The following is a 21,134-nucleotide window of genomic DNA, read 5'->3' on the forward strand; positions in this document are numbered from 1 at the left end:
TGTATGAGCAAACAAAATCTTAAATTTTTAGAAAGATTTGCAGACTGGGTACTTCGTAGGAAATGGTTCATTGTGTTGTTTGGATTGTTTCTTGTGATAGGCCTAGGTTATGGTGCAAAATATTTACAAATAGAAGGAGATATAGATATCTATTTCTCTGAAGATAATCCGCAATTAAAAGGACTACACTTAATTCATGATGAATATGAGAAGACAGACAATGTTCTTATAGTAGTAGAACCTAAGGATGGAAATGTTTTTACCAAGAAGAGCCTAAACCTTATTGAAAATCTAACCGATGAATTATGGTTAACTCCTTATGCAAGTAGAGTAGATGCCCTAAGTAATTTTCAACATACAGAAGTAGATGGAGATTTTCTAAAGGTAAGCAACCTTGTAGAGGATGCGTCTGAATACAGTGTTAAAGAAGTAGAACGAATAAAGAGTATTGCTTTAAATGAAAAGCAGTTAATAGACCGTTTAGTTTCTAAGTCTGGTCACGTTGCAGGAATTTTTGTAACCATAAAATTTCCTAAGGTAGATGCAATGAGTGAAGGTCCAGAGGTTGTTGAATTTATAAAGAGCACAGTTCAAAAATATAAAACTGATGAGGTTAGCTTAAGGCCTACAGGTACAGTAATTATAGATAATACATTTGCTGAGATTGCAGGAAAAGACATGCAAACATTAATGCCTTTAATGTACCTAGTAATTCTAATAATGTTATTTGTTGCTTTTAGGTCTGTATCTGGAACAATAGGAACTCTTATAGTAATTATCTGTTCTATAGCTATATCCTTAGGTGTTTTTGGTTTTTTAGGATTTAATGTAAACAATTTAACTGCAATTTCACCCACAATGATTATGACCATTGTAATTGCAGATTGTGTACACTTACTAACCACCTTATCTCAGCAAATTAGATTAGGTGTAGAGCGAAAGCAAGCCCTTAAAGATAGTATCATTATAAATGCAAAACCAATCTTTGTAACATCTGTAACTACAATAGTTGGCTTTCTTAGTATGAACTTTAGTGATATTCCTCCATTTAGAGAGTTAGGAAATATTGTATCTATAGGAGTGTTTTGTGGTTTTGTATTCTCATTAATGTTCCTTCCAGCATTACTCGCAATTATTGGATTCAAACCATTAGTAAAAGCAAAATCTACAATGGTACAACGCGGATTTAAAAAATTAGGAGTCTTTTTAATAAGACAACCTAAGCAAGTGTTGGTTGTAGTAACTATTGTTTTCTTAGGATTGTCTGCATTTGTTGTTAAGAATGAAATTAATGATATGTTCTTAGATTATTTCGATCAGGACATGAAGATCATTAAAGATACCAAGTTTACTGTAGACAACCTTACAGGTATCTATTCTATGGAATTTTCCTTAGGAACAGGTACAGAGCAAGGAGTTACAGATCCAGCTTATTTAAAAAAGGTAGAAGAATTTGAAAATTGGTTTTTAAGTCAAGATAAAGTAATAGACGTTAGTGCTTTTACAGAAACAATAAGAACCATTAATAGAACAATGAATAATGATAATCCTGAATATTATCGTATTCCAGAGGATAAAAAATTAATTAGTCAGTATTTATTGCTCTATGAAATGAACCTACCAATTGGAAGAGACATTAACAATATGGTTAATTTAGATAAGTCTGCTTCAAGGTTTAGAGTGTCTTTTGAAAATCTGTATACTAAAGATTTGAAAAAGTTAGAGAATGCAGCTAACCAATGGTTAGTAGATAATTCACCTAAAGAAATGTGGTTTCAGGGAACAAGTAATTCGGTTATAGTAAACCATATGACAGAAAATAATGTGAATTTTATGGTAAAAGGATTTTTAATAGCAATTCTGTTCATTACATTTTTAATAATTCTTTCAACTAAGTCTTTAAAGTTTGGAATGCTAAGCTTAATACCAAACATAATGCCAGGTCTAATAGCCTTTGGTATATGGGGATTATTAGTAGGAAAGGTTGGTATGGCACTAACTTTTGTTACTTCAATAACACTTGGTATAATAGTAGACGATACAATTCACTTCTTGGTGAAATACTTAGATATTAAAAGAAATAACGATAGTACAACTAAGCAAGCCGTTCTTAAAACGTTAGAAACAGTTGGGCCTTCTTTAATGAATACAAGTATTATACTAATTTCTGGTTTTGGAATTTTAATGCTTTCTCCATTTGCATTAAACTCTAGTATGGGATTAATGAGTGCTATAACTATAGCATTTGCATTGCTTTTTGATTTGTTGTTCTTACCGTGTTTAATCTTACTGGTAGACAAAAAGCGCTATAAACAAGAGGTAAAAGCATTACAACCAAACTCCAAGAATAAAAAATTAGTGGCTTAGAAAGTCGTTTTAAATACAATTTACCAATGAAACAATTTACAAAGAGAACTGTACAGTTTGCATTATTATGTTTGACAGCAGTATTAATTAGTTTTAATAAAGTAAAAGAAACTAAAGTAGATGCTGATAAAATAATGGAGAAAGTTCAAAATACTATTTTAGGTCATTCAGATTATAAAACTGATGTTGAAATGATTTTAACTAGAGGAAACGGAAAGTCTTATACTAGACAAATGGTTTCTTTTAACAAAGAAGTTAACAGGGAAAAAGAATATTCATTAATGAAATTTAATACTCCAAAAGATGTAAAAGGAATGAAATCTTTAATTCATTCTTTTATGTCTAAGAGTGATGATCAATGGATCTATATTCCAGGAATCAATGCTACAAAACGTATTGCTAATGAGAATAAGTCAGGAGCATTTATGGGTAGTGAATTTGCTAATGAAGACTTAGGAATAATGAACCTGTTTAAATACAAGTTTGAATATTTAGAATCTAAATCATTTAATGGTAAAGAATGTCATGTAATAAGAAGTTATCCTATAAACAAATACTCAGGCTATAAATATGTAGATATTCATGTAACCAAAGATGGTTTCTTACCTGCTTTTCTTAAATATTATAATAGAAAAGGACAGTACTTTAAGAATCAAGAGATAGTATGGGAACAATTTAAAGGAGGTTCTTGGCTATTAACAACAGCTAAAGTTATTAATGTAAAGAACAAAAGAACAACAACTTTAAAGCGTAGTAATTTCCAGTTTGATGTAGCATTTGAAGCATCATTCTTTGATTCCGAAAATATTGCAAATGTTGAATAATAGTATTCAAGAAGGGTCGTTCCGTTTGGTTCGATTAATCAAAAGCAAGTCAAGACTTCTGAGTTCTTGCTTGCTTTTATTATCATTATTTTTAGGGTTTTCTCAAGACACGAATAGTGAGAAAAAGAAAAAAGGGAAAACCTATTTAAGAGGGAATATAGCTTTAGATTATAATTATTTTAATAAAGAACCTTTTAAAGAAAGTCAGTTGTCACATCAACTTTCTACATTAATTACAGGAGAATTTAAATACGTTAAAGGCAAATTTAAATTTGTTGCTCAGCCTCATATTAGATTAGATGCAATAGACAGCTATAGAACACATGCAGACATGCGTAATTTATATGTGTCTTATTGGAATAAAAATTTAACTATAAATGCAGGTATGAGACTATTTACCTTAGGGAAATTTACAGGATTTTCTCTGGTAGATATTATGAATAGAATGGACATTAAAGAATCTATTTTGTCTTTTGAAAAATTAGGGCAACCAAGTATAGATTTTAAATACATATATAAGAAGATAAGTGCAGAGCTATATGTTATGCCTTATTTTAGAAAAGTAAACTTTAATGCAGGAGATAGTAGGTTGTTATTAGTGCCTTTTCCTATTGATGGGAACAATCCGCAATACGATCATAACAGTAAGGAGTTCTTGCCTAATGTTTCTGTAAGGGTGGGAGCAAAGAAAGAAAACAATGAAGTTGTATTAGGATATTTTTATGGATATAATAAGAATCCAGATTTTGTTTTTCAACCATCAAAGCGAGAGTTCTCAGAGTTATATCTTACCATGTCTCAATGGAGTTTAGAATGGCAAACGTTATATAAAGGTTTAACTTTCACCTCTGAATTTATTAATCAAACATATCGTAATAACGAAAATTTCTTTGGATTACATATAGCTTTAGGTTATGATATTTCTAAACTTTATCAAGGGGCTTCTACAATGAATATTAGTGTAGAGTATGTCCATGATAAATATAGAATAAGAAAGAATTTACCTTTCGGAAATAACTTTATAACGTTATACACATTTAATCTAGGGGACATTAATGATACAACATTTAGGGCTAAGGTTTTTTCTAGCAAAGATGTATCCTATCATTTTTTCGATATGGATATTTCAAGAAGAATCTTTAGCGAATTTAAAGTGTCAGGGAAAATGAGTTTTTCCTCTGGAAGTATAGCACAAACAGACCCATTATACATTAATAACTTTAATACCTATTACGGATTGCAAATAGGTTGGTTCTTCTAAGGATAAAAGAGAAGTGATACACGTAGACTTTATAGACATAACAAGAGTGTCTAAAGAAGATATTGATTTTATATGTGAAGTTCTCCCAGATAATTTTCAGAGAAGAGTTAAGGGTAATTTAATAACTAAAAAAACTAGTTTGCTGGGTAGAGCTTTACTATATATGAATAGCCTTGAGTTTTCTAGTAAAGAGTTAGATAAACTAACTTTTTCTCTAAAACATACAGGTAAACTCTATTTAGAAGACTCTCCAGCATTTAATATATCGCATGGAGGAAAGTATGTAGCATTAGCAATATCATCATGTAATGAGCCAATAGAAATAGGATTAGATATAGAGAAAAATAGAGCAGTTAATTCATTAGAAGACCTCTCAAGTTATTTTGCTTTAGAAGAGCAAGAAGAAATTTATAAGCAAAAGAAAAAGGCTGAAGCATTTTTAAAGATTTGGACTAGAAAGGAGGCCTTTTATAAAGCTATTGGGACAGGAATTTATACTAAGAATAGTCTTAAGAAAATTAATTGTCTTGATAATAAAGTCAATTATAAAGGAGATGACTGGTATTTTAATACCTCAGAGTTAGCAGAAAACTATTGGGTTAGTTGTGTTTCTAACAAAAAAAGTAAAGTAGTCTTTAGGGAAAGAAACCTAAAGGAATTAAAGACAATAAAACCTCAGTATAACAACAATATTTTGCATCATTTTTTATAGATTATGACATATCAATTAAACTTATCATTGAAGAAGTTAGATAAGACTATAGAAGATCCTATAGTAGCGTTTAATAAATTCAGAACAATTTATAAGAATAGCGTTCTTTTTGAAGCTAATGACACAAAAAAGAAGCAACATATATCATATATATGTTTTGATCCTATAGCGTCTTTAAAGATTCAAGATAAAACCGTAATAAAGAAATTCCCTAATAGAGAAGCAGAAGAGACTTTATTAGAAAAAGAAGATAATGTTGTAAATTGTATAAAAGACTTTGCTGCTAGTTTTAAAGTAGGGAAACACGAGCATGATTTTATAAATAATGGCTTATTTGGTTATATGTCTTATGATGCTGTTCGTTATTTTGAAACAATAGAGCTTACAAAGAAAGACGGATTAAATATTCCAGATATATTTTATAATGTATATAAGAACATTATAGTTATAGATCATTTAAAGAAAGAAACTTATTTGCTAATCTATTCAGAAGATTATATAGTGGACTTTAGTTTAATAGAGACTATTTTACAATATAGAACAGAAGCTAGAGTGTCTTTCAAAAAAGTTGGTGATGTACAGTCTAATGTTGCAGATGAAGACTTTAAAGAAATGGTAGCTAAAGCTAAAGAACATTGTTTAAGAGGAGATGTCTTTCAATTGGTATTGTCTAAGCGTTTTATGCAAAAGTTTGAAGGAGATGAATTAAAAGTATATAAAGTCTTAAAAGAAATTAACCCGTCTCCATATATGTTTTTTTATGATCACCATGACTTTAAAATCTTTGGTTGTTCTCCAGAAGCACAATTAATCGTAGAAAATAATATTGCAGAAATACATCCTATAGCAGGAACATATAGAAGAAGCGGTAGTGATGAAAAAGATAGAGAATTAGCCAATAAATTATATAATGATGCTAAGGAGAATGCCGAGCATGTAATGTTAGTTGATTTAGCTAGAAACGATCTAAGTAGAAATGCAAAAGATGTTAATGTAGAAATATATAAGGAGATTCAATATTTTTCTCATGTAATTCATTTAGTTAGTAAAGTTACAGGTAAGAAGAATGATGAGATAAACACATTACAATTAGTAGCAGATACTTTTCCAGCCGGAACGTTAAGTGGAGCACCAAAGTATAAAGCAATGGAGCTAATTGAGAAATATGAACCAAATAATAGAGATTTTTACGGTGGAGCAATTGGTTATATAGATTTTGAGGGTAACTTTAACCATGCTATAATGATAAGAACATTTTTAAGTAAAGATCAACACTTAAATTGGCAAGCAGGAGCAGGTATAGTAATTAGCTCTTCGGAAGAAAGCGAGTTGAATGAGGTGTATAACAAGTCGGGAGCATTAGTTAAAGCTCTTGAGTATGCTAATGAAGTATAAAAATAGAGAGATGAAGAAAGTTTTAGTTATAGATAATTACGATTCTTTTGTATACAACTTAGTTCATTTTTTAGAAGAATTAGGTTGTGAGACTGTAGTTAAGAGAAATAATCAAATAACTTTAGAAGAAGTTGAAGATTACGAAAAAATACTGTTGTCTCCTGGTCCAGGTGTTCCAGATGAAGCAGGTTTGTTAAAAGAAATAATAGCTAGATATGCACCGAGTAAAAGTATTTTAGGAGTGTGTTTAGGGCAACAAGCTATAGGTGAAGTTTTCGGAGCGAAACTAATAAATCTAGAACAACCTTATCATGGTATTGCAACTAACATAATTCAAAACAAAAAAGATGAGTTGTTGTTTAACGGCCTTCCAAAAGAATTTACTGTAGGGAGATATCATTCTTGGGTTGTAGAAAATAACCTTCCAGAGTGTTTAGAAGCTACCTCTTTTGATGAAAATGGAAATATAATGTCTATTCAGCATAAGAGTTTAGATGTTAGGGGAGTACAGTTTCATCCAGAATCTGTTTTAACACCGGAGGGAAAGAAAATGTTAGAAAACTGGATCAAATAAGAGAACATCATAAGTATAATGGTTATTCTATTATAGCCATCAATAATAGGGAATGAAAATAGATATTTTAGGCGCAGGAATAGGAGGATTAACTACAGCAGTCGCTTTAGAGCAAAAAGGAATAGATTATACTATTTATGAAAGCGCAGAGACGATAAAGCTAGCTGGAACTGGTATAATTATGGCTAATAATGCGATGCAGGTATTTCAAAAACTAGGACTTAGAGAAGAGCTAGAAGCATTAGGGAATCATATTAGTAGTTTAAATATAACTGAAGCATCATTAAAAACAGTTTCTAAAGTAGACCTTTCTTATTTTGAGCAAAAATATCAAGTGAAGAATGTTGCAGTTCATAGAGGAGTTTTACAGCAAATGCTTTTAAAGCATATAGACACAAGTAAATTAAAATTAGGGAAAAGACTGGTTCAAATAAATAAAGAACATCCATATACTTTAAAATTTGACGATGGTACAACAGCATCTTCACAAGCAATAATAGGTGCAGATGGTATTCACTCTGTAGTTAGAAAAGAGTTCTTCCCTAAATTTCAGATAAGGAAAGCTAAACAGGTTTGTTGGAGAGGAGTTGTTAAGTATGAATTGCCTCAAGATTTAATAGGAGAATTAAAAGAAGCATGGTATAATAATTTACGCTTTGGTTTTGTTCAAATAGCAAAAGATAAAGTGTATTGGTATGCCCTAACTACTTTTAATAATAGTATAGACGAGCACCAAAAAGATCAATTAAAAGAAAAATTTAATAAGTTTCATCCAATAGTAGGTGAGTTGATAGGGCTTACACCAGTAGATCAAATACATACAGATGAAGTTTCAGATTTAAAACCAATCTCTAGTTGGGCAACTGGAAATGTCTGTCTGCTAGGAGACGCAGCCCATGCGATGACTCCTAATTTAGGACAAGGAGCTTGTCAAGCAATAGAGGATGCTTATGTGTTGAGTGAGTGTTTAGAGAAATATCCACTTCAAGAGGCGTTTAAAAAGTATCAAAAGTTAAGAATTGCAAAAGCTCAATCATTAGTAAAAACAAGTTGGCACATAGGTAAAATGGCTCATGTTAAAAATCCGTTTTTAGCTAAATGTGTGAATTTTATGCTTAAAAATTCACCAGAAGTTATGAGAAAGAAGCAATCAGAAAAACTATTTAAAATAGCTACAGTATAGTATAATAGTATTTTAGTTTGTCACCCCAATTATAGCAATTATGTTGTTCAATTAACATAATTAGCATTTACTTATATAAGTTTAAACTATAAACCCCAATTATAAAGGCTACTTAATATTCTAGGTGTTTAAAGAACACCTGTAAACCTCACATTAATTTATTTATAGATATAGTTGCTACTCAAATTTTAAATTGAGTTAGTATTTATCTGAATGAATATTAGTAAAAAATTAACCATATAAATTCAATCATTGTGGAGCGTATGAAAAAAATTAAAACAGGGAAGCCTTATGTTATTGCAGGTCCTTGTAGTGCTGAATCTGAAGAACAGGTATTAAGCATAGCACATAGCTTAAAAGAAACTAACGTAGATGTCTTTCGTGCAGGAATATGGAAGCCAAGAACAAGGCCAGGAAATTTTGAAGGAATAGGAGAGAAGGGGCTTTCTTGGTTAAAGAGAGTAAAAGATGAAACAGGTTTAGAAACAGCAGTTGAGGTAGCAAACCCTAAGCATGTAGAATTAGCATTAAAGAATGATGTAGATGTACTTTGGATAGGTTCAAGAACTACAGTGTCCCCATTTACAGTTCAAGAAATAGCTAATGCATGTAATGGAATAGAAAATAGAATTTTAATAAAGAACCCAATTAATCCAGACTTATCATTATGGATGGGTGCAATAGAACGTTTTAGCGGACAGAACATCAAAAAATTAGGAGCAATTCATAGAGGATTTTCTAGTTATGAGAAGATTAAATATAGAAATGCCCCTATCTGGGAAATACCTTTAGGATTAAGAAGAGAATTTCCAGACTTACCCATAATCTTCGATCCATCTCACGTTGCCGGAGACCGTAATTTAGTTTTCGATCTTTCTAGAACAGCACTGTCTTTAAATTTTGACGGATTAATCATAGAAACACATAACAATCCAGATAAGGCATGGAGTGATGCAAAGCAACAAGTTTTACCAGAAGTCTTATTAGCAATGTTAGATCATTTACTGTATAGAGAAGGAGAATTAAGCTTAGATCCTTCTATAGAAAAGCTATTAGAATTAGACTTTAGAATAGACACATTAAAAGATCAACTAGGAGATGTGTTCTTAAAGAAAAGAGACTTAAAAGAACAAATAGGATTAATAAAGGAAGAACAAAGGATCTCATCTTTTGTTTAAAGTAATATAAAGCAATGATTAAAACAGATATTCTTATAATAGGAGCTGGGCCAACAGGATTATTCACTGTTTTTGAAGCCGGTCTATTAAAATTAAAGTGCCACCTAATAGATGCATTGCCTCAAGCCGGAGGTCAGTGTGCAGAAATTTATCCTAAGAAACCTATTTATGATATACCTGGATTTCCAGAAGTACTTGCTGGAGATTTGGTAGACAATTTAATGGAGCAAATAAAATCTTTTGAGCCAGGGTTTACTTTAGGAGAAAGAGCAGAAACAATAGAGAAACTAGAAGACGGAAATTTTATTGTTACTACAAATAGAGGTACTCAGCATACGGCACCAGTTGTTGCTATTGCTGGTGGATTAGGAAGTTTTGAACCAAGAAGGCCGCCTATCCAAAATATTTCGAGTTTTGAAGATAAAGGAGTAGCTTATATTATAAGAGATCCAGAAGTATATAGAGATAAAAAAGTAGTTATTGCTGGAGGAGGAGATTCTGCATTAGATTGGAGCATCTTTTTAGCAAACGTAGCTAGTGAAGTAACTTTAGTTCATAGAAGAAATGAATTTAGAGGAGCTTTAGATTCAGTAGAGAAAGTTCAAGAGTTAAAAAATGAAGGAAAGATTCAGTTAATAACTCCTGGAGAGGTAACAGCCTTATTTGGTTCTGAACAGTTATATGGATTAGAGGTAACTAAAACAGATGGAGAATCTGTATATATAGAGACAGATCATTTTATACCATTATTTGGGTTAGCCCCTAAATTAGGGCCTATTGCTAACTGGGGATTAGAGATTGAAAAGAATGCTATTAAAGTAGATACATTCGATTATCAAACTAATGTTCCAGGAATCTATGCTATTGGAGATGTAAACACTTATCCTGGAAAATTAAAACTTATCCTTTGTGGTTTCCATGAAGCTACGCTTATGTGTCAAAGTGCCTATCAACGTATTTTTCCTGATAAAAAATATGTTATGAAATACACAACTGTTAGTGGAGTAAGTGGTTTTGATGGAACAAATAAACAAGCACCAAAGCCAACAATTAAAGCAATTGTCTAGTGAGTTTAGATATTACTTTAACCATTATAGATAGAGAAGGAGTAAAGCATAGTATTGAAGCACCTACAGATATGGGAATGAATATTATGGAAGTTATTCGTTCTTATGAGTTAGTGCCAGAAGGAACTATTGGAGTGTGTGGCGGAATGGCCATGTGTGCTTCATGCCAGTGTTATATTAGCAATGAAGAACTATTAAACGAGAAAAACTTAGATGAAGACATGATGCTTTCTGAAGCATTTTATGTAAAAGATAATAGTCGTTTAAGCTGTCAGATTCCTGTTACTTCTGAATTAGAAGGGCTACAGTTAGAGATAGCTCCTCAATAAATTTCACAATTTATTATTACAATTTAAGTAGTGCCCTTATATAATAATAAGGGTTCTAATTTATGTGATTTTTTTTTAATTTTTTTACTATTCATGAATTTTAAAAACACCTTATTATTTGCCCAAAAATTAGACAGGCAAGACAAGCTCAATGCTTTTCAATCAAATTTTATTTTTCCTAAAAAGAGAGGAGAGAAATGTATATATATGGCTGGCCATTCTTTAGGTTTACAGCCTAAGAATACTAAGAAGTATGTAGATGAAGTTTTAGATAGTTGGGGAGAGTTAGCTGTAGATGGGCATTTTAAAGGCGATAATCCTTGGTCGACATATCATGAAAAATTTAAAGAGCCTTTGGCTAAAATAGTTGGGGCAAAACCAGAAGAAGTTACTGTAATGAATACTCTTTCGGTAAATCTTCATTTACTATTAGCCTCTTTTTATAGGCCAACAGTTAAGCGATTTAAAATATTATGTGAAGAAAAGGCATTCCCTTCAGATCAGTATATACTAGAAAGTCAGGTTAAATGGCATGGTTTAGACCCAAAGGATGTTATTGAAGTAATACCTTATAATGAAGAAGGTTTTGAGATAAGAACTGAAACTATTTTAAATAAAATAGAAGAGTTAGGAGATAGTTTAGCTTTAGTCTTTATGGGCGGAGTGCATTACTATTTAGGACAAGTAATGGATATTGAAAAAATAACCAAAGCAGGTCAGGCTGTTGGAGCAAAAGTAGGATGGGATCTAGCTCATGCTGCTGGAAATATTTCTTTAGAACTGAATAGTTGGAATGTAGATTTTGCAGCGTGGTGTTCTTATAAGTATATGAATTCAGGTCCAGGAAGTATTTCGGGAGTGTATGTAAGTGAACGTTACCATCAAGATGCTTCTATGATTAGATTAGCAGGATGGTGGGGAAATAAAAAGGAAACAAGGTTTTTAATGAAACCATATTTTGAACCAGAAACCTCCGCAGACGGTTGGCAATTAAGTAATATACCAATCTTATCTATGGTTCCTTATTATGCTTCTTTATTAATGTTTGATAAAGTAGGAATGGAATCGTTGATTAGAAAGAGAGATAAAATTACGGCCTACTTAGATTTTGTTGTAGAAGAAGTTAACAAGGTAACTCCTGTAGAAATGAGGGTAATCACGCCAAAATACCCTAAAAGAGCTTGTCAAATATCTATATTTTTTAGTGAAGACGGGCGTGCAATCTTTGAATATTTAGAAGAAAATGGAGTAATAGCAGATTGGAGAGAACCAAATGTTATAAGAATGGCTCCAGTGCCTTTTTATACTTCATATGAAGATATATATAGAATAGGAACATTACTTAAAGAAGCAGTAGATAAAATAGCGGTAAGACACGAAGTTTGGTAGTTGTTGTCTAACAAACTTACAAAATGAACCTACTTATACTGTATTTTTTGTAGAAAAAATCTTAACTAACAATTTTATATTCTGATAAGATTAATGCTAAAGAGCTTTTATCAGAAGAACACTATTTTGTATATTGTCATTAAACCACGTAGAGAGTTTCGTTAAAAAGTGACATACTCAAAAGTATAAAAAATAAAAACCCTTCATAACTAATATGTTATAAAGGGTTTTTTGTTGTGACCTCGGCAGAAATATTTCATAATTTTTAACACATTGAAAATCAGTTATTTGTTTTTTTTTAGTGGGGTTTTGTTGGGGTAAACTAGTTCATGTGTTTAAAAATAATAGATTTAGATTGATAATGAAAATTAATATACTACGTGTTTCTTTAGTTATTAGTGAGTTTGATAAGAATTAGGCTCTAAACATTTTCAAAGCTATCTAATCTTAAATATTTATAATATGTCTTTTCTTTTTTAGCTAAACCAGTTAGCCTGATTCGAGTTTTTTCTCCATGAAATTCTAGAGCCTTTCGGTAATCTTCACTGGTTAAATTGGCCGTAATAACTATAGGTTTTAATTCTCCGTCATCAGTAACACCTGAAACCTTAATAGAATTTGTTGTTCCGTCAGGATTTCTAGAACTTAATGATATAATTTTTCCAACTACTGATATATTACTGTCTGCGTTTAGAATTTCATCAACTTGGTTAATAAACGAGTCTAATCGACTTAGTTTGTAACCATTCATATCGTTTACTAATATTTTATCTGAGTATTCAATATTATCAAATGAAAATTCAATATTTTGAATCTCAACTTTTGTATAAAATTCATAATACTGCTTAAGTAGTTTTAAGTTAATGAATTGCCTATTTTCTTGTATGTAGTTGTAATCAACCATGATGTCTTTATTGCTAAATATTTCATGGTTTAAATACGATATAGTGTTTTTAATTCTATTATTAACATCACTAGCATATATAGCATCTTCTTCGAACAGGCTATTGTTTACAAGTAAAGTATTTGTAGGTAAATTAATTTTAGAAATAAAGCTTCCTTTTTCCGTTTGTAAAAAATTGCAATGGTTAATATATTGTTCTACTTCAATTGAACTTTTTGAAAAAAGAGGGTCTTTATTTATAACGAATGAAGCTGTAGATGATAATATGCCTTTTATTTTTTCTAAAAATTTTTCAAATCTTTGAAGAGAAATACTTCCATCTTCTGTAAAAGAATCAACTATTCTAAGTGATAATATTTCAGAACCTTGCTCAATAATCTTTATTAAATCATCGTGTTTAAGATCGTAGATTTCTGAAATAATTTCTAATGATTTGTTATAAAAGGAATCAAAGTCAATAGTCTCATAATTATGAGGTATCTTAAATAGATAGTTTTCTGGAAAAGAGAAATCTATATTAGGCTTTAATAAAAAAAACATAGGGTTTTTTCCTTCAAGTGTCCAACCTCTATTAGTTAAAAAATTGACTAGTATTTCAGAATTTGTCATTACTAATGTTTTTTATTTTTAAACCAATCTTCAATAGTATTTAAATCTACTTTATTTTTTACTGGAATAGAAATTCTTATTCGACTAGTGTTATCTGTTTTTTTTGCGTCATCATCTGGTATAAACCAATAGGCGTATTTTTTTAATGAAATTTCTTCATTTCTTACTTCTACCCAATCATTTCTGTTTATTGGAAGTATGAACAATATTAAGAAAAGAGGTGCATTAGCTAACTTTTTTCTCATAATTAAATCATTATAAGTCTTAGCTTCTAAATCGTATTTAATATGTGAACTATTGACAATTACAGAAGAATCTGTAGTAGCTTTAAGTTGAACTTCAATATAATCCCCAGATTGAATATACCTTGTGGATCCATCTCCATCTTTATCATAAGTAACATCATAGGTGATTGAAAAATCAACTCCACCGGTATCAGTAGGTTTTGTAATCTTATATTTCGAATAAGAAGCTATAATTCCAATAAAGTTATTAGATAGCTCTTCTTTGATTTGTTCTTCAGTCATTATTGTGTTAATATAATAATTATGCAAACAATATATAAAATGTGATAAAAAAAGAACAATTTTTGAAGCTTAAATATTACATTTTAATTACCCCACTAAAAAACATTGGGGTAATGGTGGGATATTTTTAATGATATTTAAACAGATGTAAATATTTAAGTTGTTGAATTGTAGCGTTTTATGGTTTTGTTGTTTTCAGGTTTTGAATCTCTTATTAGAGTAATAAAAAACCCTAACAATAGTGTGTTAGGGTTTGTTTAGGGTAATACTTTGTGACCTCGGCAGGATTCAAACCTGCAACCTCTTGAGCCGTAATCAAGTGCACTATTCAGTTATGCTACGAGGCCGTTTTGCGGTTGCAAATATATTTCTTTTTATTAGTTCTACAAAGATAAATCAAAATAATTATTTTTGGTAAATGATAAATATACAAGATTATATAAGAGATGTTCAAGACTTTCCTACGGAAGGAATTCTCTTTAAGGATATTACACCTTTATTAAACAATTCAGAAGCTAGAAAATTAATGCTAGAAAAATTATACAATAAGTGTAAAAATTTAAAAATAGACAAGGTAGTTGGTATCGAGTCTAGAGGTTTTTTCTTTGGCATGGCATTAGCCGATCAATTAAATGCAGGTTTTGTTCCGTTACGTAAAAAGGGAAAATTACCATATAGCACAGTTTCTCAAAAATACGGATTAGAATACGGAGAAGATGAACTTGAAATGCATACAGATGCTATACAGCAAGGAGATAATGTTTTATTACACGATGATGTACTAGCTACTGGAGGAACAGCAAAAGCTGCTTGCGATTTAATTCAAAGTAAAGGAGGTAAAATTGTGCAGTGCAATTTTATTATGAAATTAGATTTTTTAAAGGGAGAAGAAAAATTAGTCCCTCATCATATAGAAGCTGTTTTAAACTATTAGATAAATATACCAACCAATGCATAACCTTAGAATAAAAACCTATCAGCAATATAAAGAAACCTATCAAAAAAGTATTGAAGACCCCGAAGGGTTTTGGTCTGAAGTAGCCAACAACTTCGTATGGAGAAAAAAATGGGATAAAACTCTTGATTGGGATTTTACAAAACCAGAAGTAAAATGGTTTGAAGGAGCTAAATTAAACATTACAGAAAACTGTTTAGATAGACACTTAGCAGAAAGAGGAGATAAAACAGCAATACTTTTTGAACCTAATGACCTAAATGAAAAAGCTCAACATATAACTTATAAAGAGTTGCATTCTAGAGTTTGCCAGTTTGCAAATGTTTTAAGAAATAATGGTGTTGAGAAAGGAGACCGAGTGTGTTTGTACATGCCAATGCTACCTGAATTAGCAATAGCTGTTTTAGCTTGTGCAAGGATTGGGGCTGTACATTCTGTAGTTTTTGCTGGATTTTCTGCTTCAGCTTTAGCAGCAAGGATTAACGATGCTTCTTGTAAAGTTTTATTAACTGCTGATGCTGGATATAGAGGAAGCAAAGTAACTCCATTAAAACAAATAGCAGATGAGGCTTTAAAGAAATGTGAATCAATAGAAAAAACGATAGTATTAAACAGATGTAATTTAAATGTGTCTTTAAATAAAAATCAGGTTTGGTGGCATGAAGAATTAAGTAAAGTAAACAATAAATTCGAAGCAGTAGAAATGAATGCCGAAGATATGTTATTTATATTGTATACTTCGGGTTCTACAGGTCAACCAAAAGGAATGGTACATACCTGTGGTGGGTATATGGTTTATACGGCCTATTCTTTTTTAAATGTTTTTCAATATCAAGAAAATGATATTTACTGGTGCACTGCAGATATAGGATGGATTACTGGACATAGTTATATTGTATATGGTCCTTTATTAAATGGAGCTACAACTGTTATGTTTGAAGGTGTGCCGAGTTATCCAGATTTTGGACGATTTTGGCAAGTATGCGAAAAACACAAAATAAATCAGTTTTATACAGCTCCAACTGCTATTAGAGCTTTAGCAAAGCATCCTGTTGGATTGGTTGAAAAATATGATTTGTCTAGTTTAAAAGTTTTAGGTACAGTAGGAGAACCAATTAATGAAGAAGCTTGGCATTGGTATGATAAGTATGTAGGTAAAAATAATTGTCCAATTGTAGATACTTGGTGGCAAACAGAAACTGGAGGTATAATGTTATCTTCTTTAGCGGGGGTAACCCAAGATAAGCCAACCTATGCAACATTGCCTCTGCCGGGTATTCAACCAGTATTGCTAGATTCAGAAGGTGTTGAAATTAAAGAGGTAGTAGCAACAGGACGTTTAGCAATTAAGTTTCCATGGCCTAGTATTGCTAGAACTATTTATGGTAACCATGAGCGTTATAAGAATGTATATTTCTCAACATTTAAAAATATGTATTTTCCAGGAGATGGAGCACTGAGAGATACTAAAGGAAATTATAGAATAACTGGTAGAGTAGACGATGTCGTTATTGTATCGGGACATAATTTAGGAACTGCACCTATAGAAGACGCCATTAATGAACATGAACAAGTAGTAGAAAGTGCTATTGTTGGGTACCCTCATAGTGTAAAAGGAAATGCTTTATACGCTTATGTAATTGTTTATGATAAAGCTAATAAAAATGACGATTTGAAAAATCAGATTAATCAGTTGATTTCAGATAAAATAGGACCAATAGCAAAATGTGATAAAATTCAATTTGTAACAGGCTTGCCAAAAACGAGAAGTGGAAAAATTATGCGTCGTATCTTGCGTAAAATAGCAGCTAATGATTTTGATAATTTAGGAGATACGTCTACGCTGTTAAACCCTGAAGTGGTAAAAAATATCATAGAAAACAGTTTGTAGAAGGTTAACTCATTTTTAAAAAACCATACTTTATGATACAATAAATAGCTCTAAATCCGTCTTTCCATCCAATTTTCTTTCCTTCGTGATAGAATCTTCCGTGATAAGATATTCCTACTTCATATAAGCGAAGATGTTTAATACGAGCAATTTTTGCAGTTATCTCTGGTTCAAATCCAAAGCGTTTTTCATTTAATGGTACGGATTGAATGATTTCTGTTTTAAATAATTTATAACAAGTTTCCATGTCTGTTAAATTCAGATTGGTTGATAAATTAGATAAAAAAGTTAGAAATTTATTTCCTTGATAGTGCCAAAAATATAAAATCCTTTTGGGTTGTTTACCCATAAATCTAGAACCATAAACTACATCTGCTTGGTTTTTTAAAACCGGATTTAAAAGTAGGTTATACTCTTCTGGGTAGTATTCTAAATCTGCATCTTGAATTATTAAATATTCTCCAGAAGCTTTTGAAATTCCCGTATGTAAACAGGCTCCTTTCCCCATATTCTCAAGATGTGAAAATAATTTGATGTTGGAGTTTGTATTTTTTTTTATAAACTGTTCTACTAAGCTCTTTGATTTATCAGTAGATTTGTCATCAATAACAATTATTTCTTTATCTATTTTATTTGTTAAAGTAACGCTTGTTACTTGGTTTAAAATAGTTAATATAGTAGTTTCTTCATTATATAATGGGATTAAAATGGTTAGTTTAGTAATCATTTTTAATACTTTTTATTTTTTGATTGTTTAGATAAAGACTTTTTTCAATAATAATACCATTACTGTCCTTTTTAATTGTTTCTCCGTTGAGTTTCCCATTGATCCATTTACCCAATATTAGCTCCCCATTTTTAAAAATAACCTTTCCTTTGCCATGCCTTAGGTTATCTTTCCATTCTCCAATATATTTTTGCCCGTCTTCCCAATTATAAACTCCATAGCCATTTCTTTTTTCATTTTTCCATTCACCCCAATAACCTAAATCGGGTGAAAATTTCATGAGATAAGTGTTAGGATTTTTTAATTCTTTAATGATTTTAAATTTTTCTGGATAGCGGTCTATTACAGGAACCAAATATTTTGAAGTAGATGAGTACCCCAGTTGTTCTACAACAACATAATCTACATTTTTACTTTTTAAATATTCTATTTGTTCTTCTTTATTTGTTGTGTTTTTATAATTGGTTACATGCTTACCCGAAAACAAAAAGAAAAGAGCTTTTTTTCGTACACAAGTTACTGAGTTGGAATCTGTATTTTTATTTACCCATTTTGCAATTGAAAAGTAATTTTTATAATTGTTAGGGTAATCTATTTTTACTTGATGTTTTAGTTTTGAAACAGAATGGTAGCTGTAATTTATCCCCCAGCAAGTTATTATTAATACAAATGTTAAAAGGCTTAGATTTTTTTTATGTGAGGAAAGAAAAGTTCTGTAAATTATTTTTAAAATGTCAATAAACCCAAACACCAAAAGAAAAATAACTAATGGTATAATAGGAACTAAAAACCGAACACCATACCAAACATGTGGCCATATTAATAGTAGTCCACTAAAAAACAATATGTAAAGAGTAATATGTATATTTTTATGTCTTAGCTTGTACAGTGCAAAGGAGCAAACCCCAATAACTACAATCCCTATTATCCAGCTTAAAAAAGATGCTGGAGTGTTATACAAAACTTCTTTTGTATGTACAATTCCAGAGGGTATTTCTTTGGAGATATACCTTTCAATATTTACTGAAAATCTATCAAATAAATCATTAAAATTTACTTTCCCTAACTCAGGATGGTAAGGGTTCTTTAATGCTACTTGATGCAAATAGGAGTTTTTAGGTAAAAAACTATTTCTAATTAGCCAAGGTGAATAAAGTGTAATAAAACCTATGACAAAGGCAATTGAATAACTCCATTTATTTTTGAGTATAAAATAAAGAGTTGTACTTAATACAAGTGTTAAACCAATAGAACGAATGTAAAAAGTACAGGTAGCAATAATTATAAGTAAAATGAAATGATAATTTTTAAAAATAGGCTTTGAGAGATCTATTTTTAAAACAAGCCATAATGCTAATAATGAAAAAAAAATATAAGAAATTTCACTCATCATTATAGTTGAGTAGCTAAGAATAAAGTAGTTAAATAAAGTAACTAGACAAGAAATAAAAGCAACAGGTTCACTATTAGTTATTTTTTTGATAATGGAAAACAATAAAAGAACAGAACTCAATAATAAAAATCCGTTAAAGGCTTTTATTACAATAATGTTATCTGAAAATATTGTTATAATACTTGCTACAATTGCTGGATATCCAGGAGGATAGTGAATATGTGCATCTGATTTTTGATGCTGTATGTTTTTGTAACCAGTACCGTTTGCAATAGAACTACCTAAAATATAATAATTTAGATTATCTCCATAGACACTAACTTTTTTGTCAAAAATATTTGGATAAATAATACAGAAAGTTACGAAAATAGTTAGTAGGTAAATATATTTTGAGGAGAAGCTTCTAACTAACTTGTCTATTTTATATTTTAATAAAATAGACTCAATTAACTTATGTAATTTACTTTTTAACACAATATTAAATTATATTTTGACTTTGATGCCTGAAATTAAATAATCTGGATTGTCAGTTCCAAAGCTCAGAAAAATATATAAGTAGTCATTGTGAATGATAGGAGAAATAAAACCGCCGAGATGATCATTACACCAATCGTATTCTGGATATTTATGGTTTAAATTAATGGGATTAACTATTATTGGACTTCTTTTATCATGTAACCAAGTATTGTTTTTTAGATTCATTAATCCATATTCTCTATTTAATGAAGTGAGATATTCGGAAGGGGATTCTTCACTGCCAATCAAAATGTATAAGTTGTTTTTATAAATTAAATAACTTGCATCATCTGCTTTTCCATGTAGGTAACCAGTTTCTTTTTTAGCTGAATGAATTTTATTAATGGATTCTATTTGAGAACCTTTATCTAGTAATGATATAATGTTTTGGGATGTATATTCATAAATCTCTGTTTCTAAAACATTATTATCCCGTTTATGTAATAACAAACGATATAAACCGTTAAAATAAGTAATAGATAACGGAAAACTATTAGTACCCTCTTCATACCAACCTTTTAATTTAATTTGTTTTGGTGGTTGAATTATATGTAAGTTTTCATCAATTAACATGTAGCAGGACGAGTAATTACCATTTTCAAGTTCTACTCCTAGTAGTACTAGATAATTACCATTTTTAAGTTGTAAAGGATTTCCTGTGCTAAATACGTTACCATTTGGTTTTGCAAAACCTATTTGCTTACTACTAACTAAAGGAGTGTAGTTAAAATTCCAGTCGGTTAAATTGGAACTTGTAGCGAAATATACAGAACGGCTCTTATGCGCCCTAAATACAACTGGTGTTAGTAAAACATAGTCTGTAGATGAACGCTTTATAATTCCTCCAGTCTGTATGTAGCCAATTCTATTGTTGTCTATGTAATTAGGGTAACTTTTAAAAAGAGGTCTATTATTAATGATCTCATAATTAATGAAAGGATTAAAAAATTCTATTCTTTCTCCAATATCTAAGTTCAGTACACCTTGGTAGGTTTTTCCTAGAGTAATCCAACCTAACAATGTATCAACCTCTAATATTTCTGCTATATTAGAACCTTCTTCCCCTTGAGTGATGAACCAACTTTTATTTGATGTTGCTTTTAGTTTTAATTTGTAGAGTTGTGAGTAATTAGTTTTTATGCGATTGTTAGTTTCGTCAAATTCAATAATTTCAATTGGATTTAATCGTTTTAAATTGTTAACCCTATCAGATATTAAACAATTTTTAAAAACATTAGTTAAGTCATTATTTTCTTGTGCAAATAGAACTAACACGTTTAGCCAAATTGAAATTGCGATAATAGACTTAAAAGAAAATTCCATAAGAGCTAAC

General features: G+C 30.5%; 18 protein-coding genes and 1 tRNA gene. 13 read left to right on the plus strand and 6 right to left on the minus strand.

Translation table 11 applies throughout. The annotated features are described in order from the left end of the window. Window positions 1–3: 3 nt before the first annotated feature. The 11 genes from ACFQ1O_RS03595 to kynU all read left to right on the plus strand — a co-directional run bounded on the left by ACFQ1O_RS03595 (window position 4) and on the right by kynU (window position 12,279). The gene (locus tag ACFQ1O_RS03595) at window positions 4–2,367 is read left to right on the plus strand and encodes an efflux RND transporter permease subunit (RefSeq protein ID WP_377713428.1); all 2,364 of its coding nucleotides are present in this window, start codon (window positions 4–6) and stop codon (window positions 2,365–2,367) included. A 26-nt stretch (window positions 2,368–2,393) separates the two neighbouring features. Further along, on the plus strand, window positions 2,394–3,191 hold the full coding sequence (locus tag ACFQ1O_RS03600) for an outer membrane lipoprotein-sorting protein (protein WP_377713430.1): 798 nt from the start codon (window positions 2,394–2,396) through the stop codon (window positions 3,189–3,191). Then, the gene (locus ACFQ1O_RS03605; RefSeq protein ID WP_377713432.1) at window positions 3,160–4,452 is read left to right on the plus strand and encodes a hypothetical protein; all 1,293 of its coding nucleotides are present in this window, start codon (window positions 3,160–3,162) and stop codon (window positions 4,450–4,452) included. Before ACFQ1O_RS03600 ends, ACFQ1O_RS03605 begins: the two co-directional genes overlap by 32 nt. Window positions 4,453–4,465: 13 nt before the next feature. Continuing rightward, on the plus strand, window positions 4,466–5,164 hold the full coding sequence (locus ACFQ1O_RS03610; RefSeq protein ID WP_377713434.1) for a 4'-phosphopantetheinyl transferase family protein: 699 nt from the start codon (window positions 4,466–4,468) through the stop codon (window positions 5,162–5,164). A 3-nt stretch (window positions 5,165–5,167) separates the two neighbouring features. Further along, entirely contained in the window at window positions 5,168–6,559 is a 1,392-nt protein-coding gene (locus tag ACFQ1O_RS03615) for an anthranilate synthase component I family protein (protein WP_377713436.1), read from the plus strand. Between the two features lie 10 nt (window positions 6,560–6,569). After that, window positions 6,570–7,133, plus strand: a complete 564-nt coding sequence (locus ACFQ1O_RS03620; protein ID WP_377713438.1) for an anthranilate synthase component II — start codon at window positions 6,570–6,572, stop codon at window positions 7,131–7,133. Between the two features lie 52 nt (window positions 7,134–7,185). Beyond that, entirely contained in the window at window positions 7,186–8,316 is a 1,131-nt protein-coding gene (locus ACFQ1O_RS03625; RefSeq protein WP_377713440.1) for an FAD-dependent monooxygenase, read from the plus strand. A 263-nt stretch (window positions 8,317–8,579) separates the two neighbouring features. After that, on the plus strand, window positions 8,580–9,494 hold the full coding sequence (locus tag ACFQ1O_RS03630) for a 3-deoxy-7-phosphoheptulonate synthase (RefSeq protein WP_377713442.1): 915 nt from the start codon (window positions 8,580–8,582) through the stop codon (window positions 9,492–9,494). Between the two features lie 14 nt (window positions 9,495–9,508). Next, window positions 9,509–10,561 (plus strand): NAD(P)/FAD-dependent oxidoreductase, encoded by a 1,053-nt coding sequence (locus ACFQ1O_RS03635; protein WP_377713444.1) that lies wholly within the window; start codon window positions 9,509–9,511, stop codon window positions 10,559–10,561. Beyond that, window positions 10,561–10,890 carry a 2Fe-2S iron-sulfur cluster-binding protein gene (locus tag ACFQ1O_RS03640; RefSeq protein WP_377713446.1) on the plus strand — a complete coding sequence of 110 codons (330 nt, stop codon included), beginning with the start codon at window positions 10,561–10,563 and terminating at the stop codon, window positions 10,888–10,890. Before ACFQ1O_RS03635 ends, ACFQ1O_RS03640 begins: the two co-directional genes overlap by 1 nt. A 93-nt stretch (window positions 10,891–10,983) precedes the next feature. Further along, window positions 10,984–12,279 (plus strand): kynureninase, encoded by a 1,296-nt coding sequence (kynU, locus tag ACFQ1O_RS03645; RefSeq protein WP_377713448.1) that lies wholly within the window; start codon window positions 10,984–10,986, stop codon window positions 12,277–12,279. 421 nt (window positions 12,280–12,700) lie between these two features. Here kynU and ACFQ1O_RS03650 read toward each other — a convergent pair whose 3' ends face one another. The 3 genes from ACFQ1O_RS03650 to ACFQ1O_RS03660 all read right to left on the minus strand — a co-directional run bounded on the left by ACFQ1O_RS03650 (window position 12,701) and on the right by ACFQ1O_RS03660 (window position 14,666). Next, on the minus strand, window positions 12,701–13,792 hold the full coding sequence (locus ACFQ1O_RS03650; protein ID WP_377713450.1) for a hypothetical protein: 1,092 nt from the start codon (window positions 13,790–13,792) through the stop codon (window positions 12,701–12,703). 2 nt (window positions 13,793–13,794) lie between these two features. Continuing rightward, window positions 13,795–14,319 (minus strand): DUF4365 domain-containing protein, encoded by a 525-nt coding sequence (locus ACFQ1O_RS03655; RefSeq protein ID WP_377713452.1) that lies wholly within the window; start codon window positions 14,317–14,319, stop codon window positions 13,795–13,797. Window positions 14,320–14,592: 273 nt separating this feature from the next. After that, window positions 14,593–14,666: transfer RNA gene (locus tag ACFQ1O_RS03660), tRNA-Arg, on the minus strand. 74 nt (window positions 14,667–14,740) lie between these two features. On the opposite strand from ACFQ1O_RS03660, the gene ACFQ1O_RS03665 reads away from it, so the two are divergent. Together ACFQ1O_RS03665 and acs are read left to right on the plus strand one after the other, a co-directional pair. Beyond that, window positions 14,741–15,253 (plus strand): adenine phosphoribosyltransferase, encoded by a 513-nt coding sequence (locus ACFQ1O_RS03665; protein WP_377713489.1) that lies wholly within the window; start codon window positions 14,741–14,743, stop codon window positions 15,251–15,253. 16 nt (window positions 15,254–15,269) lie between these two features. Beyond that, complete coding sequence (gene acs, locus ACFQ1O_RS03670) at window positions 15,270–17,165, plus strand: acetate--CoA ligase (RefSeq protein ID WP_377713454.1); 1,896 nt, start codon at window positions 15,270–15,272, stop codon at window positions 17,163–17,165. 4 nt (window positions 17,166–17,169) lie between these two features. On the opposite strand, the gene ACFQ1O_RS03675 is transcribed toward acs, so the two are convergent. The 3 genes from ACFQ1O_RS03675 to ACFQ1O_RS03685 are packed head-to-tail and all read right to left on the minus strand — an operon-like array spanning window position 17,170 to window position 21,124. Continuing rightward, window positions 17,170–17,892, minus strand: coding sequence for a glycosyltransferase family 2 protein (locus ACFQ1O_RS03675; protein ID WP_377713456.1), 723 nt, complete (start codon window positions 17,890–17,892; stop codon window positions 17,170–17,172). Beyond that, complete coding sequence (locus tag ACFQ1O_RS03680; RefSeq protein ID WP_377713458.1) at window positions 17,882–19,759, minus strand: hypothetical protein; 1,878 nt, start codon at window positions 19,757–19,759, stop codon at window positions 17,882–17,884. The genes ACFQ1O_RS03675 and ACFQ1O_RS03680 overlap by 11 nt, the downstream gene beginning before the upstream one ends. A gap of 9 nt (window positions 19,760–19,768) precedes the next feature. After that, window positions 19,769–21,124 carry a hypothetical protein gene (locus ACFQ1O_RS03685; protein ID WP_377713460.1) on the minus strand — a complete coding sequence of 452 codons (1,356 nt, stop codon included), beginning with the start codon at window positions 21,122–21,124 and terminating at the stop codon, window positions 19,769–19,771. Window positions 21,125–21,134 lie beyond the last annotated feature (10 nt).

The sequence above is a fragment of the Pseudofulvibacter geojedonensis genome (assembly GCF_042675745.1).
Taxonomy (GTDB): Bacteria; Bacteroidota; Bacteroidia; order Flavobacteriales; family Flavobacteriaceae; genus Pseudofulvibacter; species Pseudofulvibacter geojedonensis.